Raw genomic sequence first — 18,008 nt, 5'->3', positions numbered from 1 at the left:
CCGAAGAAGCGTTTTCCAGCATTAAAGGGTCCATCTGCGGGAGGATCGCGCCCAATCTGAAGCGCCTACAGTGTCGCTCAACGCGATTCACAATCAACGATACCAAGAGGGTCGGCACCGCGGGCCACCACCGCGATAGACGCTTATTGGCAGAGCGAACGGAGAGCTCCCGGTTTCATGATGTCTATCGCCCTTGTGTCTTGCAGTGCGATTATGCTTCGTTCCTTTAGCTTGGTCATGACACGGGATACCGTCTCGATTGTCAGGCCGAGATAGTCCGCAATGTCCTGCCGTGACATCGGCAATCTTAGCTGCCGAAGGCGTCCCAGCCGGTGTGAGAGATCTAATAGGAATGCGGCCATACGCTCCACCGCACATTGTCGGCCAACGACCAGAAGGTGCTCCTGAGCCCGCGCCATACCGTCCAGGGCAAACCCCAAGAGTTCCCGTGAATGCTCCTTCACCGTATGTTGCCTGAAGACAGCCAGCGTCGTCTCGGTAATGGCCGCGGCAAAGAACCGATGGGTCGAACCCGCTTCGACGCCGAACACCTCCCCTGCAAAGTGAAAGGATACAATCTGCCGCCGCCCCTCTTCGAGGAGGCGGTATACGCGGACAGTCCCGGTTTTAACCTGGTAGTACTTGGTTACGGTATCACCTTGTCCATAAATTTCCCGGCCAGCCTTGTAAGTCGCAACAAGGTGCGGCCCCGGGATCTTTACTCTTCCAATGTTGTTGGGCGCTACATGGCTACGCTCTAAAGCTCTGGAGGCGGCGTTCATCTCATATCCCCTGATCTTTCAGGGCAAGATTGCCAAGTCGCGCCTCGGCGATAAACTCGGTTATATCACTAAGTGAAAATACTTAGAGCCCGCCAGTCGCGTCATGCTCGGTCTCTCCGAACCGCCATCGTTTCCAGGTCGTTCACCACGCTCACGAGATCGGAGCCGTTGATCGGTTTCGTCAAGGTAATCGTGTCGCCTTGTTCTTTGACCACCGTCATTCCATCAACTAGGAGGACTACACGACCATCGGGTCTCTCCAGAGACCTTGGCGTTTGCGGCTCGGACTTCAAAATCTCTTCGTCGACGATGGTGCAGAGCGCTCGCCCGGTGGAAGCCTCCGCCTTCCATAAGGCGTCGTAGGACTCCGTCATGTAACCTTCAACCTCCAGCGCGAACGCAAGGGATCGCCGGAGGCCCCGGTCCGGTACAACGAGAACGATGATCCTGGCAACTGACAACTTAGTGTTCCGCTTAATCTGGCGTGCATATGCCCGCCGGTTAAGCGCCATTTGAACGCTTGCGACAAGCCGCCGCATTGCGCGAGATCAAAAGGCCGAAAATTACGAAGGCACGAACCCGGCCGCGATAGCCATCCCAACAAGATGCGGGAGGCTCTTGGCTCTCATTTTGGACATCACGTTCGCGCGGTGCACCTCCACGGTTCGGGGACTGATATCGAGATCGTATGCAATCGTTTTATTGGCGAGGCCAGAGACCACCGCTGAGAGCACCTGCCGTTCTCTGGGACTGAGTGTGTCCAGGCGCGCCTGAATGTCTGTGATCTCATCGGCCACCGTGGGAACAGTCAAATATCCTGATGCCCGTTCAATAGCTTCCACGATCAGCGAGTCCTCAAACGGCTTCTCAATAAAGTCCAGCGCTCCCGCTCTCATCGCCTCGACTGCCATTGGCACGTCGCCATGTCCCGTGATCACGATGGCGGGTATCTTTATTTTCTTTGAGCCGAGCTGGCGGATGAGACCCACCCCTGAAATATCAGGCATCCTGAGGTCTGTTACGAGAATTCCGTCGCGGATATTAGGGGCGAAGTCAAGGAAGGAGGCAGCCGACTCGTGCACCTTTACGGCATAACCATTCATCGTCAGCATGAAGGCAAGCGACTTGCGAATGGGTTCTTCGTCATCGACAATGTGAACTGTATAGTCAGTCATTTCCATCAATCCGCTCCACATGGGCGGGAAGCGTGAACCGGAAGGTTACCCCTCCCGCTTCATTCTTCGAAAAGGTCATCTCGCCGCCATGCGCTTCGACGATGCGCTTGGAAATCGAAAGACCGACCCCCATTCCGCTCGGCTTCGTCGTAACGAATGGCTTGAAAAGCTCTCCGGCGACCTCCTCCGGGATTCCAACGCCCGTATCTCTTACCGTCACAGCGATTTCGCCCGCACCAGCCGGCATGGTGCGAACGATAAGCTCGCGGTGCTCTACCTCGCGCATCGCCTCGACCGCATTGCGCATGAGGTTGATCAGCACTTGTTGGACCTGGATCCGATCGACCATCACCATGTCGGCACCCGGCATATACTCGAATACCGTTCGAACGTTATTCTCACGGGAACCGACAAGAGCCAGCGCGCCAGCTTCCTCCACCAATTTACGGATATCCTCGGGTGCCCTTTCCTTCTCACCTTTCGTAACGAACTCCCGGAGATGCTTGATGATCTGTCCTGCGCGCAGGGATTGGCTCGCCACCTCCTCCAGCGCGTCGCGCATCCTCATTTCCATGGAGGAGTCCATATCGCGCAACAGCCTCGTACAACCATGAGCATAGTTCGCGATCGCAGATAGGGGTTGATTGAGCTCATGCGCAAGCGTCGTGGCCATCTCGCCCATCTCCTTGAGACGGGCGAGCCTGGCCAATTCCGCCTGGATCTGTTCAAGCCTTGCGGCCGACTCCTCCCGCTCGGTCAGGTCTCTGATGAAGCCCGTGAAGAACCGCTCGCCTCCAGACCGCATCTCGCCTACAGCCAGCTTCATTGGAAATGTTGATCCGTCTTTCCTCCGCCCTACGATGACGCGGTCAATACCAATGATGCGCTTTTCTCCGGTCCTCATGTATCGCTGCATGTATCCGTCGTGTTCATGGCGATAGGGTTCTGGCATCAGGATGCGAAGGTTCTCGCCGATGACCTCCTCTTCTGCATAGCCGAACTGCCGCACTGCGGCGGCGTTGAAGGAAACAATCGTACCATTGGCCGCGCTGACCACGGTTGCATCTGGTACTGTGTCCAGTATGGACCTAAGATGTGCGTCGCGGGCTTTGACGGCAGCCTTTATCTTGTCCATGGCGCGCCTCCCTGCCTCCAGCACCTCTCCCAGGCATGCGATGAGAAGCATTGCCAAACCAAAAACCATCAACTCGACAAGCTCCGGGTAGGGCGCATCTTCGAGCCAGTGAAGAAATATAGCTGCCAAAATCGACACTCCGGCTGCAAGTACGACTGACTTTAGCCCGCCGACGAACGCGGCGATCAGCATCCCGGGAATAAACGAGGACAGAATAAGGCTGTCGCCGATGAACGTTGACAGCGCTAGTCTCAGTGCGAGAATCGCTATTGGAGCCGCAGTTACGATTACATAGGATCCCATCCCCTCCCCTCGCCATCTGGCAAGCATTTGCCCAAGGCGGATCGTCCCACAGACGTTTTGTGAATGCATTTGCCAGATCCACCAGAGGACAAGGTTACTGTTGCTGTGTCCAGTCTTTCGACGAGGAAACGCCTTAGTCAAGCGCACGCCGCCTGTTCCATAGGCTATCGCGCAGTCATCAGCCATCCCGCGGCAATGTTGCCGCACTTCGACCGCCCGCATAATCACGTGAATTGGAAGCAATCCTTGCTTTCGATCAAAGAGCTCCACGAAACGAGGCCCTAGAGTGCGGTACTTGCACCGCCCTCTAAAGAAGGATCTGCCTATGCAATCAGCTCTTGCTGCAAAATACGGCGATGCGCGCCTGCCCCGCTACACGAGTTACCCGACGTCGCTACAATTCTCACCCGACGTGGACGCCGCCGCCTATCATGACTGGCTTGCCGAGATACCGCGGGAGAAGCCGGCGTCGCTATACGTGCACATCCCCTTCTGTCGCTCGATGTGTTCGTACTGCGCCTGTCACACGACGATCACGCGACGCGACCTACCGATCGGCAACTACCTTCATATGCTGCGTAAGGAGATATGCCTCGTATCGGCAAGGACAAAAGCGCCCCTCAAAATCGACCATGTACATTTCGGCGGAGGAACTCCAACAATCATGCGAGCGAAGGAAATGTTGGCATTGATCGAGCTTCTGCACGAGCACTTCGATTTCGCAAGTACCACCCAAATCGCCATTGAGATTGATCCTAGGACACTAGAGCAGGAGATGGCGGCGGTTCTTGGCATAGCAGGGGTCCGCCGTGCAAGCCTCGGGGTGCAGAGCTTCGATCCGGTGGTACAGAAGGCGATAAACCGAAACCAGAGCCTCGAACAGACAATGAATGCGGTCTCCTACTTGCGCCGCGCGGGCGTAGACAGCATTAATTTCGATCTAATCTATGGCCTGCCACACCAGACGGTCGAATCCTGCATCGAGACGATCAAGATGGCGCTCGAAATGCAGCCAGATCGTTTCGCCGTTTTCGGCTATGCCCACGTGCCTACTCTCAAGAGGCATCAGCGAATGATTAATGAAGCCGTGCTCGCCAGTGCGGGAGACCGTCTTGCTCAGGCACAGGCGATTGCGGAAAATCTCCTTGCAGCCGGGTATTGCAGCATAGGGCTCGACCATTTCGCCCGGCCTGACGACAATCTGGCTACTGCACAGAAAAACGGGCAATTGCACCGCAACTTTCAGGGTTACACCACCGACGCCTGCGAGACGCTCATCGGCTTCGGAGCATCGGCCATTGGCCGCTTGGCAGGCGGTTATGTTCAGAATGAGGTATTCCCTGGTGACTACGCGAAACGCATTGCCTCTGGTCGTCTTGCCATTGTGAAAGGCTACCGCTTGTCGGCCGAGGACCGGCTGCGGGCAAACATTATCGAGCGGCTAATGTGCGACTTGCGGGTTGACATTCCGGCACTCGCCGCCGCCCATGGATTCGAGCATAGCGCCCTTTTAGACGGGAATGACAGGCTCGCCATGCTGAAAAGCGACGGAATCCTTGAGACCGAGGGCGGGGTCGTACGGTTGCGGGTGGAAGGGCGTTTCCTGATCCGTGCAGTCGCTGCAGCTTTCGATGCCTATCTGGACGTATCGACGCGAAGCTGCATCAAGGCGGCTTGAAGCTATTTTCGATGACGAAGACGGCTGTTCGTCCTGGCTACAGCTCTCGCTGCCGCTGATCTGACTGCAAGCGCAAACCGCGAGCGCGTGACCACCACCCCACCGGACGACAAATTGAACTGTACAGGGCGACGACACATGGGCTCGCTCACCTGTTCAGCCGAACATTTGCTAGACGTCCACTGGACGATCTCGTTCGCCAGGCTAGAAGTCTCGCGAGAGAGCTCAATTTGAAAACGCTCACACCTGTCAGAATGGCTCTTGCGTATCCGTCATTCCGGGATCCCTGGTAGTGACAGTCACCGCTTGCGACGACCCATATTTTTTTGGGAGCGTTGATCTGGCTCAAAGACCGGCGACGAAGCATGGGCATCAATTAAGGTGCCTTGTAAAGTCAAGGCTTTGTCACAGCCGGCAAGTAATTTTGTGACATAGCGCAAGGGAGGGCAGGCCTAGCCGGATTTCTGGGATACCCGCGGCAAGGTAAGCATCTGGCTTGTTTCCAACGCCAACACGAGGAGGAGCGTGATTATGGCCCACGCAGATGAAGGTTTTACACCTGGCAAGACGGATACGGTGGAACTGACTGACCAGGGCTCTCCGGCTGCGGATTTCCGCATTGAAAGAAAGGAAGCGCAAAAATGGCGCATCAGCCTTCTTTCGCTAAGGGCAAGTCCCTGGTTTGAGATTAACTTTTCAAGGAGCACTCGAGACGGGCACGTGTTCGAGACTGGTCTTGCCGGGGCGAACGCCTTTATCCGAAAGGCGCGAATGGATGGCTTTAGAATCGAATATATTGGACCACTCGCACGATCGTATTTCTAACCGCTTTTCTAACATTCTCCAGTCGATTTCACGTCACGTAGCGAAAGCCGCGACACGTCCGAGATTGCACAAGCTGCGTCGCCGCTGGCCGCTAGAATAACGGCCAGAAAGATTTCCACGCCCGATGGTCGACCCGCGACCCCGTCGTAGGCAAAAGCTGCCCTGAGCATGAGACCGATCGTCGCGGGGGCGAAGCCGTTGTACAAAAGCGGAGGCCCAGCGAGGCTCGCGGCCCCGAACGAGCTCAAAGGCGTGACCCGAAAGGGTGCTAAGCGTTCGCCAGCCCCATTCGGTTGCGTATCCTTCTCTGGTTAGGCCCGATTTCAGTTACTTGCCGAGCATATATTGAAAGAGACGGGTCTGAATGCCTCGCGCCTGGAGCTCGAAATCACCGAGTCGGTATTGCTCGATGAATGCGACCGCAATTTTCAGATACTGAAGGAGTTTCGGCAACTCGGAGTCAAAGTCGCGATCGACGATTTCGGGACCGGCTATTCTTCTCTCAGCTATCTGAGGAGCTTTCGGTTCGACAAAATCAAGATCGACCGCAGCTTCGTTTCCGATCTGCCGGCCGGGAAGGAATCGCTGGCGATCCTCAGGGCGGTTGCCGGAATTGGACGCACGCTGGGAATCACCACAACCGTGGAAGGCGTCGAGGCTCCAGACCAACTCGAGATTATCAAGGCTGAAGGCTTCGATGAGGCGCAAGGTTACCTTTTCTCACGCCCCCTGCCCGCTGCACAGTTACTCGAGCTTATGCAGTCATGGCAGGACACAACCTCGCCGTAGCCGAGTTGCGCGAGCTGTGGAGAACAGCCCGACGATCCTCGGCGTTGTCGGCTCACGTGAAGATGACATGGAAGCGGGCGAACTCACTTTCTGGGCCCACCCGGAACCGGGCAAAAGCCGCCTGGCAACGGCACTCGGCGTAGAGGCCGTCAACGCCGGCAAGAGTGTCTACTTCACGAAGCTTACCGATCTGATCGCTTCGCTCGCGCGCGCCGAACGGGAGGCAAACTGCAGGAGCGTATGCGGTTCTTCTGCTGGCCGAGCCTGCTCATCGTCCATGAGATCGGCGGCTTTTTCGCCAGCAACCAAATGCTGCAGCCCTGTATTGTCGCCTTCGACCAGGACTCCAGCGTGGCTCCAGTTGTAAGCACGGGAGATGTTCGGTCGAGCGGTTCCGATGAGCGATTAGCGCACTCAGGAGGACGGCGGTTCCTTTGAGGACGTCGCTTTGACAGGTGGACAATGAGCTGGCCCGCTCCTATTGCAGGCACTTTTCACGTAGCCTAGCGGCGGTGGCGGCGCAGCGTCTTCATGTCACATCGAACCGCTCAAGCATCCTTTTGAGCTGCAAGTTCTGTGCATAAAGCTGTTCAGCCAGCAGTCTCTTTAGCCGCTTGTTTTCTGCATCAAGGGCGGCCACTTCCTCCAAGGAGGCCGGGTCGTCAGCGTTCGTGGATTGCCCGCTTTGGCGCTCGTTCGAATTCGTCGCCCTAGACGCAATCGCCCAGGCGGGTGCATGCCTGGCGCGCTTTCGAGTACGACCCCTTGATGTTGCTTGGGGCGGCTGGGTCTCTTCTACAACAGGCTTGTCGGGCAGGCGCTCGGCCTCACGCTGCTTTTGTTCTTCAGTTCCTGCGGCAAGGTCCAACGGCACCGCTTCTGCTGCAACGTCGATATCGCCCGAATGTTCGCTGGCAGAACCAACATCGATCTGCTGAGATATCATATCTCCACTTTCGTCAGGCGTGACAGGTACTTCAGTCGAATTGAACAGGTGGGACGACTCCTCTTCTACCGCGCGAGCCAAAGCCTTGAGGTCCGTGTCTCCCCAAATGGAGTTTGTCCTCGCCTTGGCCTGTCGACGCCCCGACTTGAATTCAACGATGAAGCTCCGTTGTGGTATTTTCATATACCATGAACCTTAAGCATCCTAAAAAACCACTCCTAGCCAGCGCCGCTGCGCTCCTGGCTGCGGACGCATATATCTCCTCACCTCGCGCTTCAACTCACTAGCGCGCGAGCCGCGGGAACATTCGCGTGACCGATCGCCCATCATGAACGATATCAGGCCAGCGGTTACGGGCCTGCGCGGTCCTAGCTGGCTTAGTCTAGTCCGAGTCTTTTGCGCAGCTCGGCATTCTCCGCTCGCAACTTTTCCGCCAGAAGCTTGCGGAGCCGCTGGTTTTCCTCTTCCAGTCGAACGAAATCTGCCAACTCGTCGTCACCGGCCAGAACAGCCTTCTCGGGCTTTTGTTCAGCGGGCTTTGCGGTCCGTTTCCACTGATAGTAGGTCTGCTCCGATATGCCGGCGCTCTTGATGGCGTCTTTGAGCGTGCCTTTGCCTTCATTGACTTGCGTCTCGATCAGTTTGAGCTTCTCGGCTTTCTCTTGTTCGCCATACCTTCTTGACTTTGCGGCCGGCGCCTTCGATTGGGTGCGAGCTGGTTCGGCAGCCGCCTTCTGGCGTCTTGGCGACTTCTGCTTCTTACCCGTTGGTGTTTTCACTTCAGCATTCGTCTCAACTGCAGAATTCAGTCCTGTGTTACTCTCGTCAGCCATCCTAAACCCTCCTTAGGCACAACCTGTTTTGGTCTGAGTGAACTACAGAGTCAACAGACCGTCAAACTCCTAGTTTTTGCATACTTAATCTTGGGTCTGTGCTGTCGAGTGATGTCGCAAGAAAGACTTCCGGCTTCGCAATTGGGACCTCGTGCCTCATCTTTATCGCGTCGACGCGTAATCACCTATATGCGTGGGGATGCCTTAGTACCACGCGCGGGTCGGGAGCCGGGAACCCAAACTGAAACTCATCGCCGCGTCTGTGCAACGGCGCTGCATGCGGTCAGCGGATTCTCGTCAACTCGGATGACAGTTCGTAAGCGACAAAATCGCTGCAACGCCTCGCAGAGGAAACCGGCATAACGTTAGAGTGCCCCGGCAGCGGCATCGTCGCAGTCGTCGGGCTTTGGACCGCTGATCCAATTCATTTTGCCCCGGATGCAAGCGGCCCAGTGACTTGCGCAAAACCCGTGTGCGACCCGCAGCCTTACAAGGAAAGGCGACGTGATACCCGCATTCGATCTCGCGAGAGTTGGCCCATTCCAAGGTAAAGTTGGGATGATTATAGTGACCCGCCAAGAATCGACTTTTCGGGACTGTGTTATCCCCCTCGGTTCGCTATACAGCATCCGTCCAGCAATCAGGAGAATTCATGGAAACCGTGGAAATCAGCAGCCGTAGCGAGTTTGCCCTGTGGGCGATCCAACGGGCGCAGGAAATTGTGACGACGGAGGGCGCAGCGTTTGTCATGGCCGCTCATGACATGAATGAGGAAGCGCTGACGGATACGGCAGTGATGCTTGGAAAGGCCATAAGTGACGCGTTGTTGGAGGTGTTCGATAGCCTGACAGCTGATACGTGATAGGTTCCGCTCTCCTTAGAAGTCGCGCCATGTCTTCGACGTCGGGTCGTTTCGCATCGTCACTTCAAAGACGGCTGAAGCTTCATGACGGGTTTCGGTTGCCTCACGCGACGCGCGAAGCATATCAAGTTGTGATGCCATTCCTCGGCGGGCTCCCGTGCTCCGAGTACACCAGGGAGGGAGGAGCGTCGGACCCTGCAAATGCGAATGAATCGACAGCCCAAGACAAGTCAAAGACACCAAAGTCTGTTAAAAAAGGCATCCTAGGCCTGTCCCCGCCTTCCTTCCGACCGAAATACCTGCACGCTGAGCGAATCTGAGCGACTTGCAAACAAAGGAGAAGACCGTTGAGCGAATGGAGTTCGGGCAATGAGGAACGGAGGCTCGAGCTGACGAGCCGTATTGTCGCCGCTTATCTGAGCCGCAATGTCGTTCCAGCCGCGGATCTGCCTAATCTTATCGAGCAGACGTATTCCTCGCTGAGCAGCACATCTCAGTCAGACAAGGCCGACGTTGCCGTTGAAGAACGTCGCCCCGCCATTCCGATCAAGAAGTCGGTGACGTCCGAATTCATCATTTGCCTTGAGGATGGCCAAAAGTTCAAATCGCTGAGGCGGCACCTGATGGCAAAGTACGGGCTCACACCTGAGGAATATCGTGCAAGGTGGGACCTTCCGGCTGACTACCCGATGGTTGCTCCCAACTATGCTGAACAACGCTCCGCGCTCGCGCGTGCAGCCGGCTTTGGCAAGAGACGGGAGGTACGCGAGTAGGACCTGCAGCTTCGACCGGCAAGACATCGGCCTGAGGTGTCGTTGAACTCTGTCTGAGACAGCTGTTGCACCCGTTGCGCAAGATGCAGGACTGCCTCTCCTGCATCGCGTCTCCGCAACCCCTGGAGCTTGGCGGCATAGGCAAGTGCCTGAGCGTGATGACCGGATGAGTAGGCGACGACACCATTTAGCCGTGACAGACCGTCCAGCGCGGCGATGGCGTTGTAGGCGCCACGCAATTTGATGCGCCGGCCCGCTGAAGGTTCTCGCCTTGAAGAAAACGGCCGCTCCGGTTCGCGCGTCCGCAGTTCGCGATGTCAATACGGGCGCGTGGTGCGCAACGCCGTAAATGCGTACCTGCGCGGTAGGGCAGGCCCGAGACGTCGTAAGCGAACAAGGTCGTCGTGATATTCGATTGCAGAAGCATTCCCCGATGGTTACCGGGGAAGTTCTGCTGCCTATCATGCGAGAGCTTGCCGATGTCACCTCTGAAAGCGTGGCATTTTATGTTCGGTAGGGAGACCAGCTCACGTGCCTATATCGCGTCGAATCGAGGCACCCGATCCGTTAAATGGTGCGCGAGGGTGACTTGCTTCCACTGGCGACGGGTTCGGGCGGCCGTGTCGTTTTCTGGTGAAGACGGAGAACCTTAGAAACTATTCGGCGTCGAGGTTTCTACAGCTCGATTGGTGAGCGGGGCCCGGATACGGCCGGTATATCCGCACCTGTTTTTGGACCGCGTCACGTGTTCATGGGGGCAATGACCCTCGCTGGCCCACGCACCCCGGTAGACGAAGGCCTCTCGCGGTTCGAACGCCCTTTGCTTGTGGCGGCAGCGCGAGCTGCCCGTGCGTTTGGCGGTGAAGTGATCATTCGCTAACTGGTTATTTTTCAATCAGCAGCAAGCCCAATCTACACTTAAGGTAGTCCAAAAGGGCCATAAGTAGCGTCGAAAACGCTAGACGGCCGCTTCTCGCGCGCAAAGCGGCTTGTCGGCGCATTGCGTCGGACTTCCGTCCCCACCCATATGAGACGATCGGCAGACCGGATCGCCTGCGCCGTTTGTCAGCTGTGTATCCCTCGCCTCGAAGGGATCTCAACCGGCGACTCCTTACATTGATGGGTTAAGTGCTTGATAGATTTGGCTTCGGGCATAACGCCAGGTTGCCGCTTCAACGTTCCTTGTTTTGGCGGTTGGCGATCAGATCGTCGACAACAGCAGGATCGGCAAGTGTCGAAGTGTCGCCAAGCGCACCGAAATCGTCCTCGGCGATCTTGCGCAGGATGCGGCGCATGATCTTGCCCGAGCGGGTCTTCGGCAGGCCGGGCGCGAACTGGATCTTGTCTGGCGAGGCGATCGGCCCGATTTCGGCGCGGATGTGTTTCACGAGTTCCTGGCGAAGCGTGTCCGTCCCCTCGTGGCCGGCCATCAGCGTCACGTAGCAATAAATGCCCTGGCCCTTGAGCGAATGCGGAAAGCCGACGACCGCCGCTTCCGAAACAAGGCTGTGCGAGACAAGTGCGGATTCGACCTCCGCAGTGCCGAGCCGGTGGCCGGAAACGTTGAGCACATCGTCGACGCGGCCGGTGATCCAGTAATAGCCGTCCGCATCGCGGCGGCAGCCGTCGCCGGTGAAATATTTCCCCTTATAGGTGGAGAAATAGGTTTGGATGAAGCGCTCGTGATCGCCATAGACCGTGCGCATCTGGCCCGGCCAACTATCGGTGATGCAGAGATTGCCGTCGGCCGCGCCTTCCAGCACCTTGCCTTCATTGTCGACCAGCTGCGGTTTGATGCCGAAGAACGGGGTTGTCGCCGAGCCGGGTTTCAGGTCGGTGGCGCCGGGCAGCGGCGTGATCATGTGGCCGCCGGTCTCGGTCTGCCACCATGTATCGACGATCGGCGAGAGCGCGTCGCCAACCACGTTGTAATACCACTCCCAGGCCTCCGGATTGATCGGCTCGCCGACCGAACCAAGCAGCCTGAGCGACGAACGAGACGAGCGTTTGACGAAATCGTCGCCCGCACCCATCAAGGCGCGAATCGCCGTCGGGGCGGTGTAGAAGATGTTGACCTTGTGCTTGTCGAGCACGTCCCAGAACCGGCCCTGGTCGGGGTAGTTCGGCACGCCCTCGAACATCAGCGTCGTGGCGCGGTTCGCAAGCGGACCGTAGACGATGTAGGAATGGCCGGTCACCCAGCCCACATCGGCCGTGCACCAGTAGATATCGCCGCCATGATAATCGAAGACGTATTGATGCGTCATCGAGACATAAACGAGATAGCCGCCGGTCGTGTGCAACACGCCCTTCGGCTTGCCTGTCGAGCCTGACGTATAGAGGATGAAGAGCGGGTCTTCCGCGTTCATCGGCTCGGGCGCGCAGTCGGCGGCGACCGTTCCGGCTTCGTCGTGATACCAGAAGTCGCGGCCCGGCGCCCAGCCGACATCCGTGCCGGTGCGGCGGACGACCAGCACGTTCTTGACATGGACATGATGGCGCGCGGCGATGTCGATCGCCTTGTCGACATTGGCCTTCAGCGGCACGGATTTGCCGCCGCGCAGGCCCTCGTCGCAGGTGATGACGAAGGTCGATTCGCAATCGACGATGCGGCCGCCCAGCGCGTCCGGGCTAAAACCGCCGAAGACGACCGAATGCACGGCGCCGATGCGCGTGCAGGCGAGCATCGCATAGGCCGCTTCCGGCACCATCGGCATATAGATGGTGACGCGGTCGCCCTTCTTGGCGCCATGCTTCTTCAGCACGTTGGCGAAGCGGCAGACATGCTCGTGGAGCTCGCGATAAGTGATCTTCCTGTCGAGCGAGGGATCGTCGCCTTCCCAGATGATCGCGACCTGGTCGGCATGATTTTCCAGGTGCCGGTCGATGCAGTTATAGGAAACGTTGGTCTGGCCATCCTCGAACCACTTGATCGAAACCTTGCCGGTGAAGGAGGTATTCTTGACCTTGGTATAGGGCTTGAACCAGTCGACGCGCTTGCCGTGCTTGCCCCAGAACTTGTCGGGATTCTCGACGCTCTCCTTATACCACTTCTCGTATTTCGCCTTGTCGATCAGGGCATAGCTCTTTGCGGATTGCAGCACCGGATAGGTTTCTGCCATGAGTTCCTCTCTTCGCACGCGTGTTATGCCGTCCGATAAAACGGATGTCGCTTAATGGACATGTTGTAGGAAGTCCTTGAGCCGCGGGTTCTCCGGATTATCCAGCAGCACCTTGGGGTCGCCATCAACGGAGATTTTGCCACCCTCCATAAAAATCAGTCGGGTGCCAACTTTTCGTGCGAATCCGATTTCATGGGTTACGACAACCATCGTCATGCCTTCCTCCGCCAGTGACTGCATCGCGCGAAGGACTTCGTGCCGAAGTTCCGGATCAAGAGCTGAGGTCGGTTCATCAAACAGCATGATCTTTGGCTTGACGGCCAGTGCGCGAGCAATGGCTACGCGCTGCTGTTGCCCGCCCGACAGTTCTGCTGGAAAATGATCAGCCCTCTCAAGAAGACCAACCTTTTTCAACAGGTCGCGGGCAAGTTCCTCAGCTTCGCGCCTCTGTAAACGTCTTACCCACCGGGGACCGCAGGCAACGTTCTGCAGCGCCGTCAACTGTGGAAAAAGATTGAATTGCTGGAACACCATTCCGGCTTCCTGCCTGATCAACCGTACCTTGTTCTTGCCGTCATGGACGCTGATCCCATCAACAATGAGGTCGCCGCCATTGATTCTCTCCAAGGAGTTTATGCACCTCAGGAGGGTTGATTTTCCTGATCCCGAGGGGCCAATGAGAACCACAACTTCACCCTTGTGGATTTCGAGATCCACATTGGTCAGCACCTTTATGCTGCCGAACTCCTTGGTCACATTCTTAAACTGGACGATACTCATAGCACGCGCATCCTTTTTTCCGTGACCCGCAACAGAAATGACAGCACACCGGTCATGATGAGGTAGAGGACCGCCACGGCGCTCCAGATTTCGACCGCTCTGAAATTGGTCGCCATGATTTCTTGGCCCGCCCTCGTAAGCTCGGCCACACCGATCACGATAAAGAGTGACGTGTCTTTGATGCTGACGATGAACTGGTTCCCGAGCGGTGCTAGGACACGCCGTAATGCCAACGGGCCGACAACATTCGTGAGAACCTTCCAACCCGGCATGCCCAGCGCTAACCCGGCCTCCGTCAGTCCCTTGTTGATCGAAAGCAGGGCGCTCCTGAAAATCTCGGCAATGTAAGCGCCCGAATTGATGACGACGGCGATGACCGCAGCAAGGAAAGGATCAATCCGGATGTCGACCAGCAGCGGCAAGGCAAAATAGATGAACATCACCTGCACCAACATGGGCGTGCCACGGATCACCTCGACATATACGAATGCGATCGCGTTCAATATGATACCGCCATAGACGCGGCAGAGGCCCGCCAAGGCACCGACAGCTGATCCGCCGAAAAGGCCGATGAGTGCGATGACGATGGTAATCCGTGCGCCCGCCAGAAGTTCTGGCAACGCTGTCGCCACGACAGACCAATCAAGTTCCATTTCTCCCCCTATGAAGTGTCATGCGGAGCCTGCTCCGCATGACTTCTTCCTTGCTCCAGAAAATTGTGCGGCCTCTACAGCCGCTCGCCGTCAGTTGAACCACTTCTTGGAGATGGCGTCGTAGGTTCCGTTGGCCTTCAGCTTGGCGAGCGAAACATTCACCTTGTCGCGAAGTTCACTACCCTTGGGGAAGGTGATCCCATATTCCTCGGACTGCTTCGCATCACCGATGGCTTTGACCTTGCCCTGGCCATTGGTCTTGATGAAGTAGAGAATGTTCGGCTTGTCATGGAGTGCGGCGTCGGCCCTGCCGGCCACGACTTCCAGGAACATGTTGTCACCATTCGGGAACTGCCGAAGCTCCGTCTTCGGAAGGTTTTTCTTGGCATAGGCCTCGCTGGTCGTTCCCGTCTTGACGGCAAGAACCTTTCCTTCCAGGCCGGCCGGGCTGCTGACCTTGCTATCGGCCGGCACCATGAACGTCAGATCGCTGGTGTAATAACCGTCGGAAAAGTCAATGACCTTTCCCCGTTCCTTGGTGATGGTGATGCCAGCAATCCCGACATCGACCTGCTTTGTCTGAAGCGCAGGCAGGATCCCGTTGAAGTCCATCGGCTGCAGCTTGTATGTAATCCCGATATCCTTTGCGATGGCATCCCAAAGCTCGATATCGAAGCCAGTATATTTGTCGCCGTCCTTGAATTCGAACGGTACGAAGTCGGCGACGGTGGCGACGGTTACATCCTCGGCAAACGCCGGCACCGCCAACGACATCAACGAAACGAACGCGCCGGTGCATAGCGCAGTAATGAAGCCCTTCATTTTCAAATCCTCCCATTTCAGGTCAGGTTGGGTTGTGACGTGAGCACGCCCTCCAGAGTGCCCGGCATAAGAGGAGCGCCGACAAAACAGCCCTCCTCGCCGCAAGTGCATTGCGGCTGAGTTCGATAATCAGGAATGTCGGTTGGATCTGACCAACAGCAGTCCGGGACTGCCTAGTTCATCAGATATCACGCGTCCTCAACGCCGCACCAGGCCGCTGCAAACAAGGCGATCGTCTTGGTTACGTGCTTGAGGGATGCCAGGCTGACGCGCTCATCCACGGCATGGATGGCCTCGGCAACGGGTCCGTAGACAAGACTGGTCATGCCGCCATGTCGGGCAAAAACGGAAGCATCGAGATAGCAGGGCATCACGAACCTTTCGAGAGACCGGCCTTCGCCATCAGCCGTGCGGTGGGCCATCGCAAGGCAGCTTTCGGCCTGCGAACCCGGCTCCAGTACGAATCCACCTTGCTTGACACCTACCCATTCGATCTGGGGACGCGGACATCCAGCGAGAAATGTATCCGTTTGAAATGCGTCCTCGACGAATTCCTCGAACTCCTTCGCGCGCACCGAGACATCTTCATGAGGATAAAAACCGATTCGGCCTTCGAAGCGGCACTCGCTGGGCACTGATGCAAGCCATTCGCCCCCCGAGATCGTGCCGATGGTCAATGCGATCGGATTGTCGACGGCATCGAACAGTTCGCCTGCTCCCGAATGCTGGCTTCTCCATCGGCTTTCCAGAACACGAAGCTGTTTTATCGTCCGATAAGCTACATCGATCGCGCTTCTACCCCGCGCAACCTCGAAGGGATGCGCTGGCACGCCCTGTACCGTGATCGCGAATTTCATCACGCCGGTATTGGCCGCAACCAGCTTTTCATCCGTGGGTTCAGAGATCAGAACTGCATCGGCCTTGTAGCCTGCGGCCAGCACCATTGCGGCACCGTTGCCGGTCACTTCCTCTTCTATCACGGACTGGATTTGCACCTGGCCTTTAAGCTTGAGTCCGGCTGCCTCCAGTGCGTCCAACGCAAACAGATGGGCACAGAGCCCAGCCTTCATATCACCTGCACCGCGACCATAGAGCCAGTCGCCTTCACGCTTAGCGGAATATGGCGGATACTTCCAGCGCTGCTCGGGACCGGTTGGCACGACGTCGACATGGGCGTTCAGGGCCAGCGACCTGCCGCCTCCCCGCTCCGCCTCGCGCGTGCCAATAACAATACCCGTATCCCTAAGCTGGGTATTCATCGGCGAGAACGCCGGATCCACACCAATCAGCCTTTCATCAATAGCGAACCGGTCGACCTTGTAGCCACGTTCGAACAATGCATCTGCAACGATCTTCTGCACGCTCGCCTCGTTTCCCCGAAGAGAGGGCGATTGGACAATTTCCGTAAGGAAGGCCACTTGGCGTTCGAAACCCTCTTCCACGGCCTGCAGTATATTATGCACTCGAGCTGAGCCCAACGCCTGCGCGGGAGAGGAGCCGTCCATACCGGTAAGCGAAACCGCGTTTGCCAGCATTGTCACCAAGACCTCCCCTCCATTCCGTTGACAGCAAGAATAGCCTTGCGGTTTGCTGACCGTAAAGCGCATATATGCTAGCTAAAAGCTTCTTTTTTTGATCAGTTTGCTATAGCATGAAACGCAAATTGCTGCATGAGGCTCGAAATGGATGATTTGGATAGGAAGCTTATCGCCCAGCTTCGGCTGGATGGGCGGATGCCAGTAGCGATCCTGGCGGCCAAGCTCGACGTGTCGAGAGGCACCATTCAAAAGAGGTTGGACAAGCTCATTAGCTCGAATGCCATCCGGGGGTTTACGGTCCGCACACGCGAGGAAATTGACGCGAATGTTTTGCGTGCGATGATGAACATCAAGACTTCGGGCAAAAAGCCTGCAGCCATCATAAAGGCGCTGAATGGATTGCCGGAGGTCGTCGCTCTCTACACAACAAATGGTGTATGGGATTATGTAGCAGAACTCCGCGCTGAAACGCTGGCGGATTTTGACCGGGTATTACGCGAAGTCCGAAGCATCGATGGAGTGGCGACTACCGAAACGAGCATATTGCTTGGTTCCGTTTGACGCGTTTTGAAACGAATACCTGATTGCGATAACCTATAAGAAGCGAAAATGAAGGCGGGCTATTGCGGCGCCGATATTCGGCAGGGGGACGACCTGCCCGTCGCCAAGCTCTGATGGTGCTCAAACGGGCACGTCTCTGATGCAGGGTTAACTCCCGATCGTCGTTTGCGGACGAACAATCATCACCCGCTGACCCGTGACCGAAAAGCTGTACGGTACCGTTTGGCGGTGTGAAGCAATCGGGCATCGGACGTGAGGGATCACGCCACGGGCTCGAGGACTATCTTGAGATGAAATATCTCTGCATCGGTGGTCTTTAGTCTGCTGTACCCCTGTGGGGACCGCGGTGTCATGCGCCAAATGGCATGAGTGGATCGGCGGTCATTCTGCGTGTGGTCAAGGACTTCAAAGGTGTATCGGTGCAATCGATA

The 18,008-nt window shown here is 56.9% G+C and carries 16 protein-coding genes and 4 pseudogenes; 8 read left to right on the top strand and 12 right to left on the bottom strand.

Going from position 1 to position 18,008, the window contains the following annotated elements; translation table 11 throughout:
* Nucleotides 1–143: 143 nt before the first annotated feature.
* The 4 genes from NXT3_RS21985 to fixL form a co-directional block, all read right to left on the bottom strand.
* Nucleotides 144–782 carry a helix-turn-helix domain-containing protein gene (locus NXT3_RS21985; protein ID WP_104840458.1) on the bottom strand — a complete coding sequence of 213 codons (639 nt, stop codon included), beginning with the start codon at nt 780–782 and terminating at the stop codon, nt 144–146.
* 101 nt (nt 783–883) lie between these two features.
* Entirely contained in the window at nt 884–1,156 is a 273-nt protein-coding gene (locus tag NXT3_RS21980) for a transcriptional regulator (protein WP_272939867.1), read from the bottom strand.
* 189 nt (nt 1,157–1,345) lie between these two features.
* Complete coding sequence (gene fixJ, locus NXT3_RS21975; RefSeq protein ID WP_104840674.1) at nt 1,346–1,957, bottom strand: response regulator FixJ; 612 nt, start codon at nt 1,955–1,957, stop codon at nt 1,346–1,348.
* The gene (gene fixL, locus NXT3_RS21970) at nt 1,950–3,422 is read right to left on the bottom strand and encodes an oxygen sensor histidine kinase FixL (RefSeq protein WP_423828007.1); all 1,473 of its coding nucleotides are present in this window, start codon (nt 3,420–3,422) and stop codon (nt 1,950–1,952) included. The genes fixJ and fixL overlap by 8 nt, the downstream gene beginning before the upstream one ends.
* A 298-nt stretch (nt 3,423–3,720) precedes the next feature.
* On the opposite strand from fixL, the gene hemN reads away from it, so the two are divergent.
* The 4 genes and pseudogenes from hemN to NXT3_RS32635 form a co-directional block, all read left to right on the top strand.
* On the top strand, nt 3,721–5,073 hold the full coding sequence (hemN, locus tag NXT3_RS21965) for an oxygen-independent coproporphyrinogen III oxidase (RefSeq protein WP_104840457.1): 1,353 nt from the start codon (nt 3,721–3,723) through the stop codon (nt 5,071–5,073).
* Nucleotides 5,074–5,604: 531 nt separating this feature from the next.
* Nucleotides 5,605–5,898 (top strand): hypothetical protein, encoded by a 294-nt coding sequence (locus NXT3_RS21960; RefSeq protein WP_104840456.1) that lies wholly within the window; start codon nt 5,605–5,607, stop codon nt 5,896–5,898.
* Between the two features lie 345 nt (nt 5,899–6,243).
* Nucleotides 6,244–6,687: pseudogene (locus NXT3_RS21955) on the top strand (EAL domain-containing protein); the annotation flags it as partial.
* Between the two features lie 84 nt (nt 6,688–6,771).
* Nucleotides 6,772–6,975: pseudogene (locus NXT3_RS32635) on the top strand (ATP-binding protein); the annotation flags it as partial.
* Between the two features lie 241 nt (nt 6,976–7,216).
* On the opposite strand, the gene NXT3_RS21945 reads toward NXT3_RS32635, so the two are convergent.
* Both NXT3_RS21945 and NXT3_RS21940 read right to left on the bottom strand, forming a co-directional pair.
* Entirely contained in the window at nt 7,217–7,816 is a 600-nt protein-coding gene (locus NXT3_RS21945) for a hypothetical protein (RefSeq protein WP_104840455.1), read from the bottom strand.
* 194 nt (nt 7,817–8,010) lie between these two features.
* Nucleotides 8,011–8,466 (bottom strand): transposase, encoded by a 456-nt coding sequence (locus NXT3_RS21940; protein ID WP_104840454.1) that lies wholly within the window; start codon nt 8,464–8,466, stop codon nt 8,011–8,013.
* Between the two features lie 652 nt (nt 8,467–9,118).
* On the opposite strand from NXT3_RS21940, the gene NXT3_RS21935 reads away from it, so the two are divergent.
* Both NXT3_RS21935 and NXT3_RS21930 read left to right on the top strand, forming a co-directional pair.
* On the top strand, nt 9,119–9,328 hold the full coding sequence (locus NXT3_RS21935; protein ID WP_037381343.1) for a hypothetical protein: 210 nt from the start codon (nt 9,119–9,121) through the stop codon (nt 9,326–9,328).
* Nucleotides 9,329–9,675: 347 nt separating this feature from the next.
* Complete coding sequence (locus NXT3_RS21930) at nt 9,676–10,101, top strand: Ros/MucR family transcriptional regulator (RefSeq protein WP_104840453.1); 426 nt, start codon at nt 9,676–9,678, stop codon at nt 10,099–10,101.
* 113 nt (nt 10,102–10,214) lie between these two features.
* Here NXT3_RS21930 and NXT3_RS32630 read toward each other — a convergent pair.
* The 6 genes and pseudogenes from NXT3_RS32630 to NXT3_RS21900 all read right to left on the bottom strand — a co-directional run.
* Nucleotides 10,215–10,512, bottom strand: a pseudogene (locus NXT3_RS32630) (pyridoxal-phosphate dependent enzyme); the annotation flags it as partial.
* Between the two features lie 761 nt (nt 10,513–11,273).
* Nucleotides 11,274–13,223 (bottom strand): acetate--CoA ligase, encoded by a 1,950-nt coding sequence (gene acs, locus NXT3_RS21920; protein ID WP_104840452.1) that lies wholly within the window; start codon nt 13,221–13,223, stop codon nt 11,274–11,276.
* A gap of 51 nt (nt 13,224–13,274) precedes the next feature.
* Entirely contained in the window at nt 13,275–14,003 is a 729-nt protein-coding gene (gene glnQ, locus NXT3_RS21915) for a glutamine ABC transporter ATP-binding protein GlnQ (protein ID WP_104840451.1), read from the bottom strand.
* On the bottom strand, nt 14,000–14,656 hold the full coding sequence (gene glnP / locus NXT3_RS21910) for a glutamine ABC transporter permease GlnP (RefSeq protein ID WP_104840450.1): 657 nt from the start codon (nt 14,654–14,656) through the stop codon (nt 14,000–14,002). Before glnP ends, glnQ begins: the two co-directional genes overlap by 4 nt.
* Before the next feature lie 90 nt (nt 14,657–14,746).
* A complete protein-coding gene (gene glnH, locus NXT3_RS21905) occupies nt 14,747–15,478 on the bottom strand; it encodes a glutamine ABC transporter substrate-binding protein GlnH (RefSeq protein ID WP_104840449.1) in 732 nt (243 codons plus the stop codon).
* A 188-nt stretch (nt 15,479–15,666) separates the two neighbouring features.
* Complete coding sequence (locus NXT3_RS21900) at nt 15,667–17,013, bottom strand: ArgE/DapE family deacylase (protein ID WP_104840448.1); 1,347 nt, start codon at nt 17,011–17,013, stop codon at nt 15,667–15,669.
* A 147-nt stretch (nt 17,014–17,160) separates the two neighbouring features.
* On the opposite strand from NXT3_RS21900, the gene NXT3_RS21895 reads away from it, so the two are divergent.
* Nucleotides 17,161–17,577: an Lrp/AsnC family transcriptional regulator gene (locus tag NXT3_RS21895; protein WP_234782321.1), complete on the top strand. Its 417-nt coding sequence runs from the start codon at nt 17,161–17,163 to the stop codon at nt 17,575–17,577.
* Between the two features lie 212 nt (nt 17,578–17,789).
* Nucleotides 17,790–17,897, top strand: a pseudogene (locus tag NXT3_RS31765) (aldehyde dehydrogenase family protein); the annotation flags it as partial.
* Between the last annotated feature and the right edge of the window lie 111 nt (nt 17,898–18,008).

It is taken from the genome of Sinorhizobium fredii (assembly GCF_002944405.1).
Lineage (GTDB): Bacteria > Pseudomonadota > Alphaproteobacteria > Rhizobiales > Rhizobiaceae > Sinorhizobium > Sinorhizobium fredii_C.
The sequence above is the reverse complement of the archived record's forward strand: the minus strand, read 5'-3'. Positions and strand labels throughout refer to the sequence as shown.

Excerpts from the sequence above, each read along its gene's own strand:
- NXT3_RS21980 (WP_272939867.1), bottom strand. The coding sequence starts at position 1,156 with ATGACGGAGTCCTACGACGCCTTATGGAAGGCGGAGGCTTCCACCGGG.
- glnH (WP_104840449.1), bottom strand. The coding sequence starts at position 15,478 with ATGAAGGGCTTCATTACTGCGCTATGCACCGGCGCGTTCGTTTCGTTG.
- fixJ (WP_104840674.1), bottom strand. The coding sequence starts at position 1,957 with ATGACTGACTATACAGTTCACATTGTCGATGACGAAGAACCCATTCGC.
- acs (WP_104840452.1), bottom strand. The coding sequence starts at position 13,223 with ATGGCAGAAACCTATCCGGTGCTGCAATCCGCAAAGAGCTATGCCCTG.
- glnQ (WP_104840451.1), bottom strand. The coding sequence starts at position 14,003 with ATGAGTATCGTCCAGTTTAAGAATGTGACCAAGGAGTTCGGCAGCATA.
- hemN (WP_104840457.1), top strand. The coding sequence starts at position 3,721 with ATGCAATCAGCTCTTGCTGCAAAATACGGCGATGCGCGCCTGCCCCGC.
- fixL (WP_423828007.1), bottom strand. The coding sequence starts at position 3,422 with ATGCTTGCCAGATGGCGAGGGGAGGGGATGGGATCCTATGTAATCGTA.
- NXT3_RS21960 (WP_104840456.1), top strand. The coding sequence starts at position 5,605 with ATGGCCCACGCAGATGAAGGTTTTACACCTGGCAAGACGGATACGGTG.
- glnP (WP_104840450.1), bottom strand. The coding sequence starts at position 14,656 with ATGGAACTTGATTGGTCTGTCGTGGCGACAGCGTTGCCAGAACTTCTG.
- NXT3_RS21985 (WP_104840458.1), bottom strand. The coding sequence starts at position 782 with ATGAACGCCGCCTCCAGAGCTTTAGAGCGTAGCCATGTAGCGCCCAAC.
- NXT3_RS21895 (WP_234782321.1), top strand. The coding sequence starts at position 17,161 with ATGGATGATTTGGATAGGAAGCTTATCGCCCAGCTTCGGCTGGATGGG.
- NXT3_RS21900 (WP_104840448.1), bottom strand. The coding sequence starts at position 17,013 with ATGCTGGCAAACGCGGTTTCGCTTACCGGTATGGACGGCTCCTCTCCC.
- NXT3_RS21935 (WP_037381343.1), top strand. The coding sequence starts at position 9,119 with ATGGAAACCGTGGAAATCAGCAGCCGTAGCGAGTTTGCCCTGTGGGCG.
- NXT3_RS21940 (WP_104840454.1), bottom strand. The coding sequence starts at position 8,466 with ATGGCTGACGAGAGTAACACAGGACTGAATTCTGCAGTTGAGACGAAT.
- NXT3_RS21945 (WP_104840455.1), bottom strand. The coding sequence starts at position 7,816 with ATGAAAATACCACAACGGAGCTTCATCGTTGAATTCAAGTCGGGGCGT.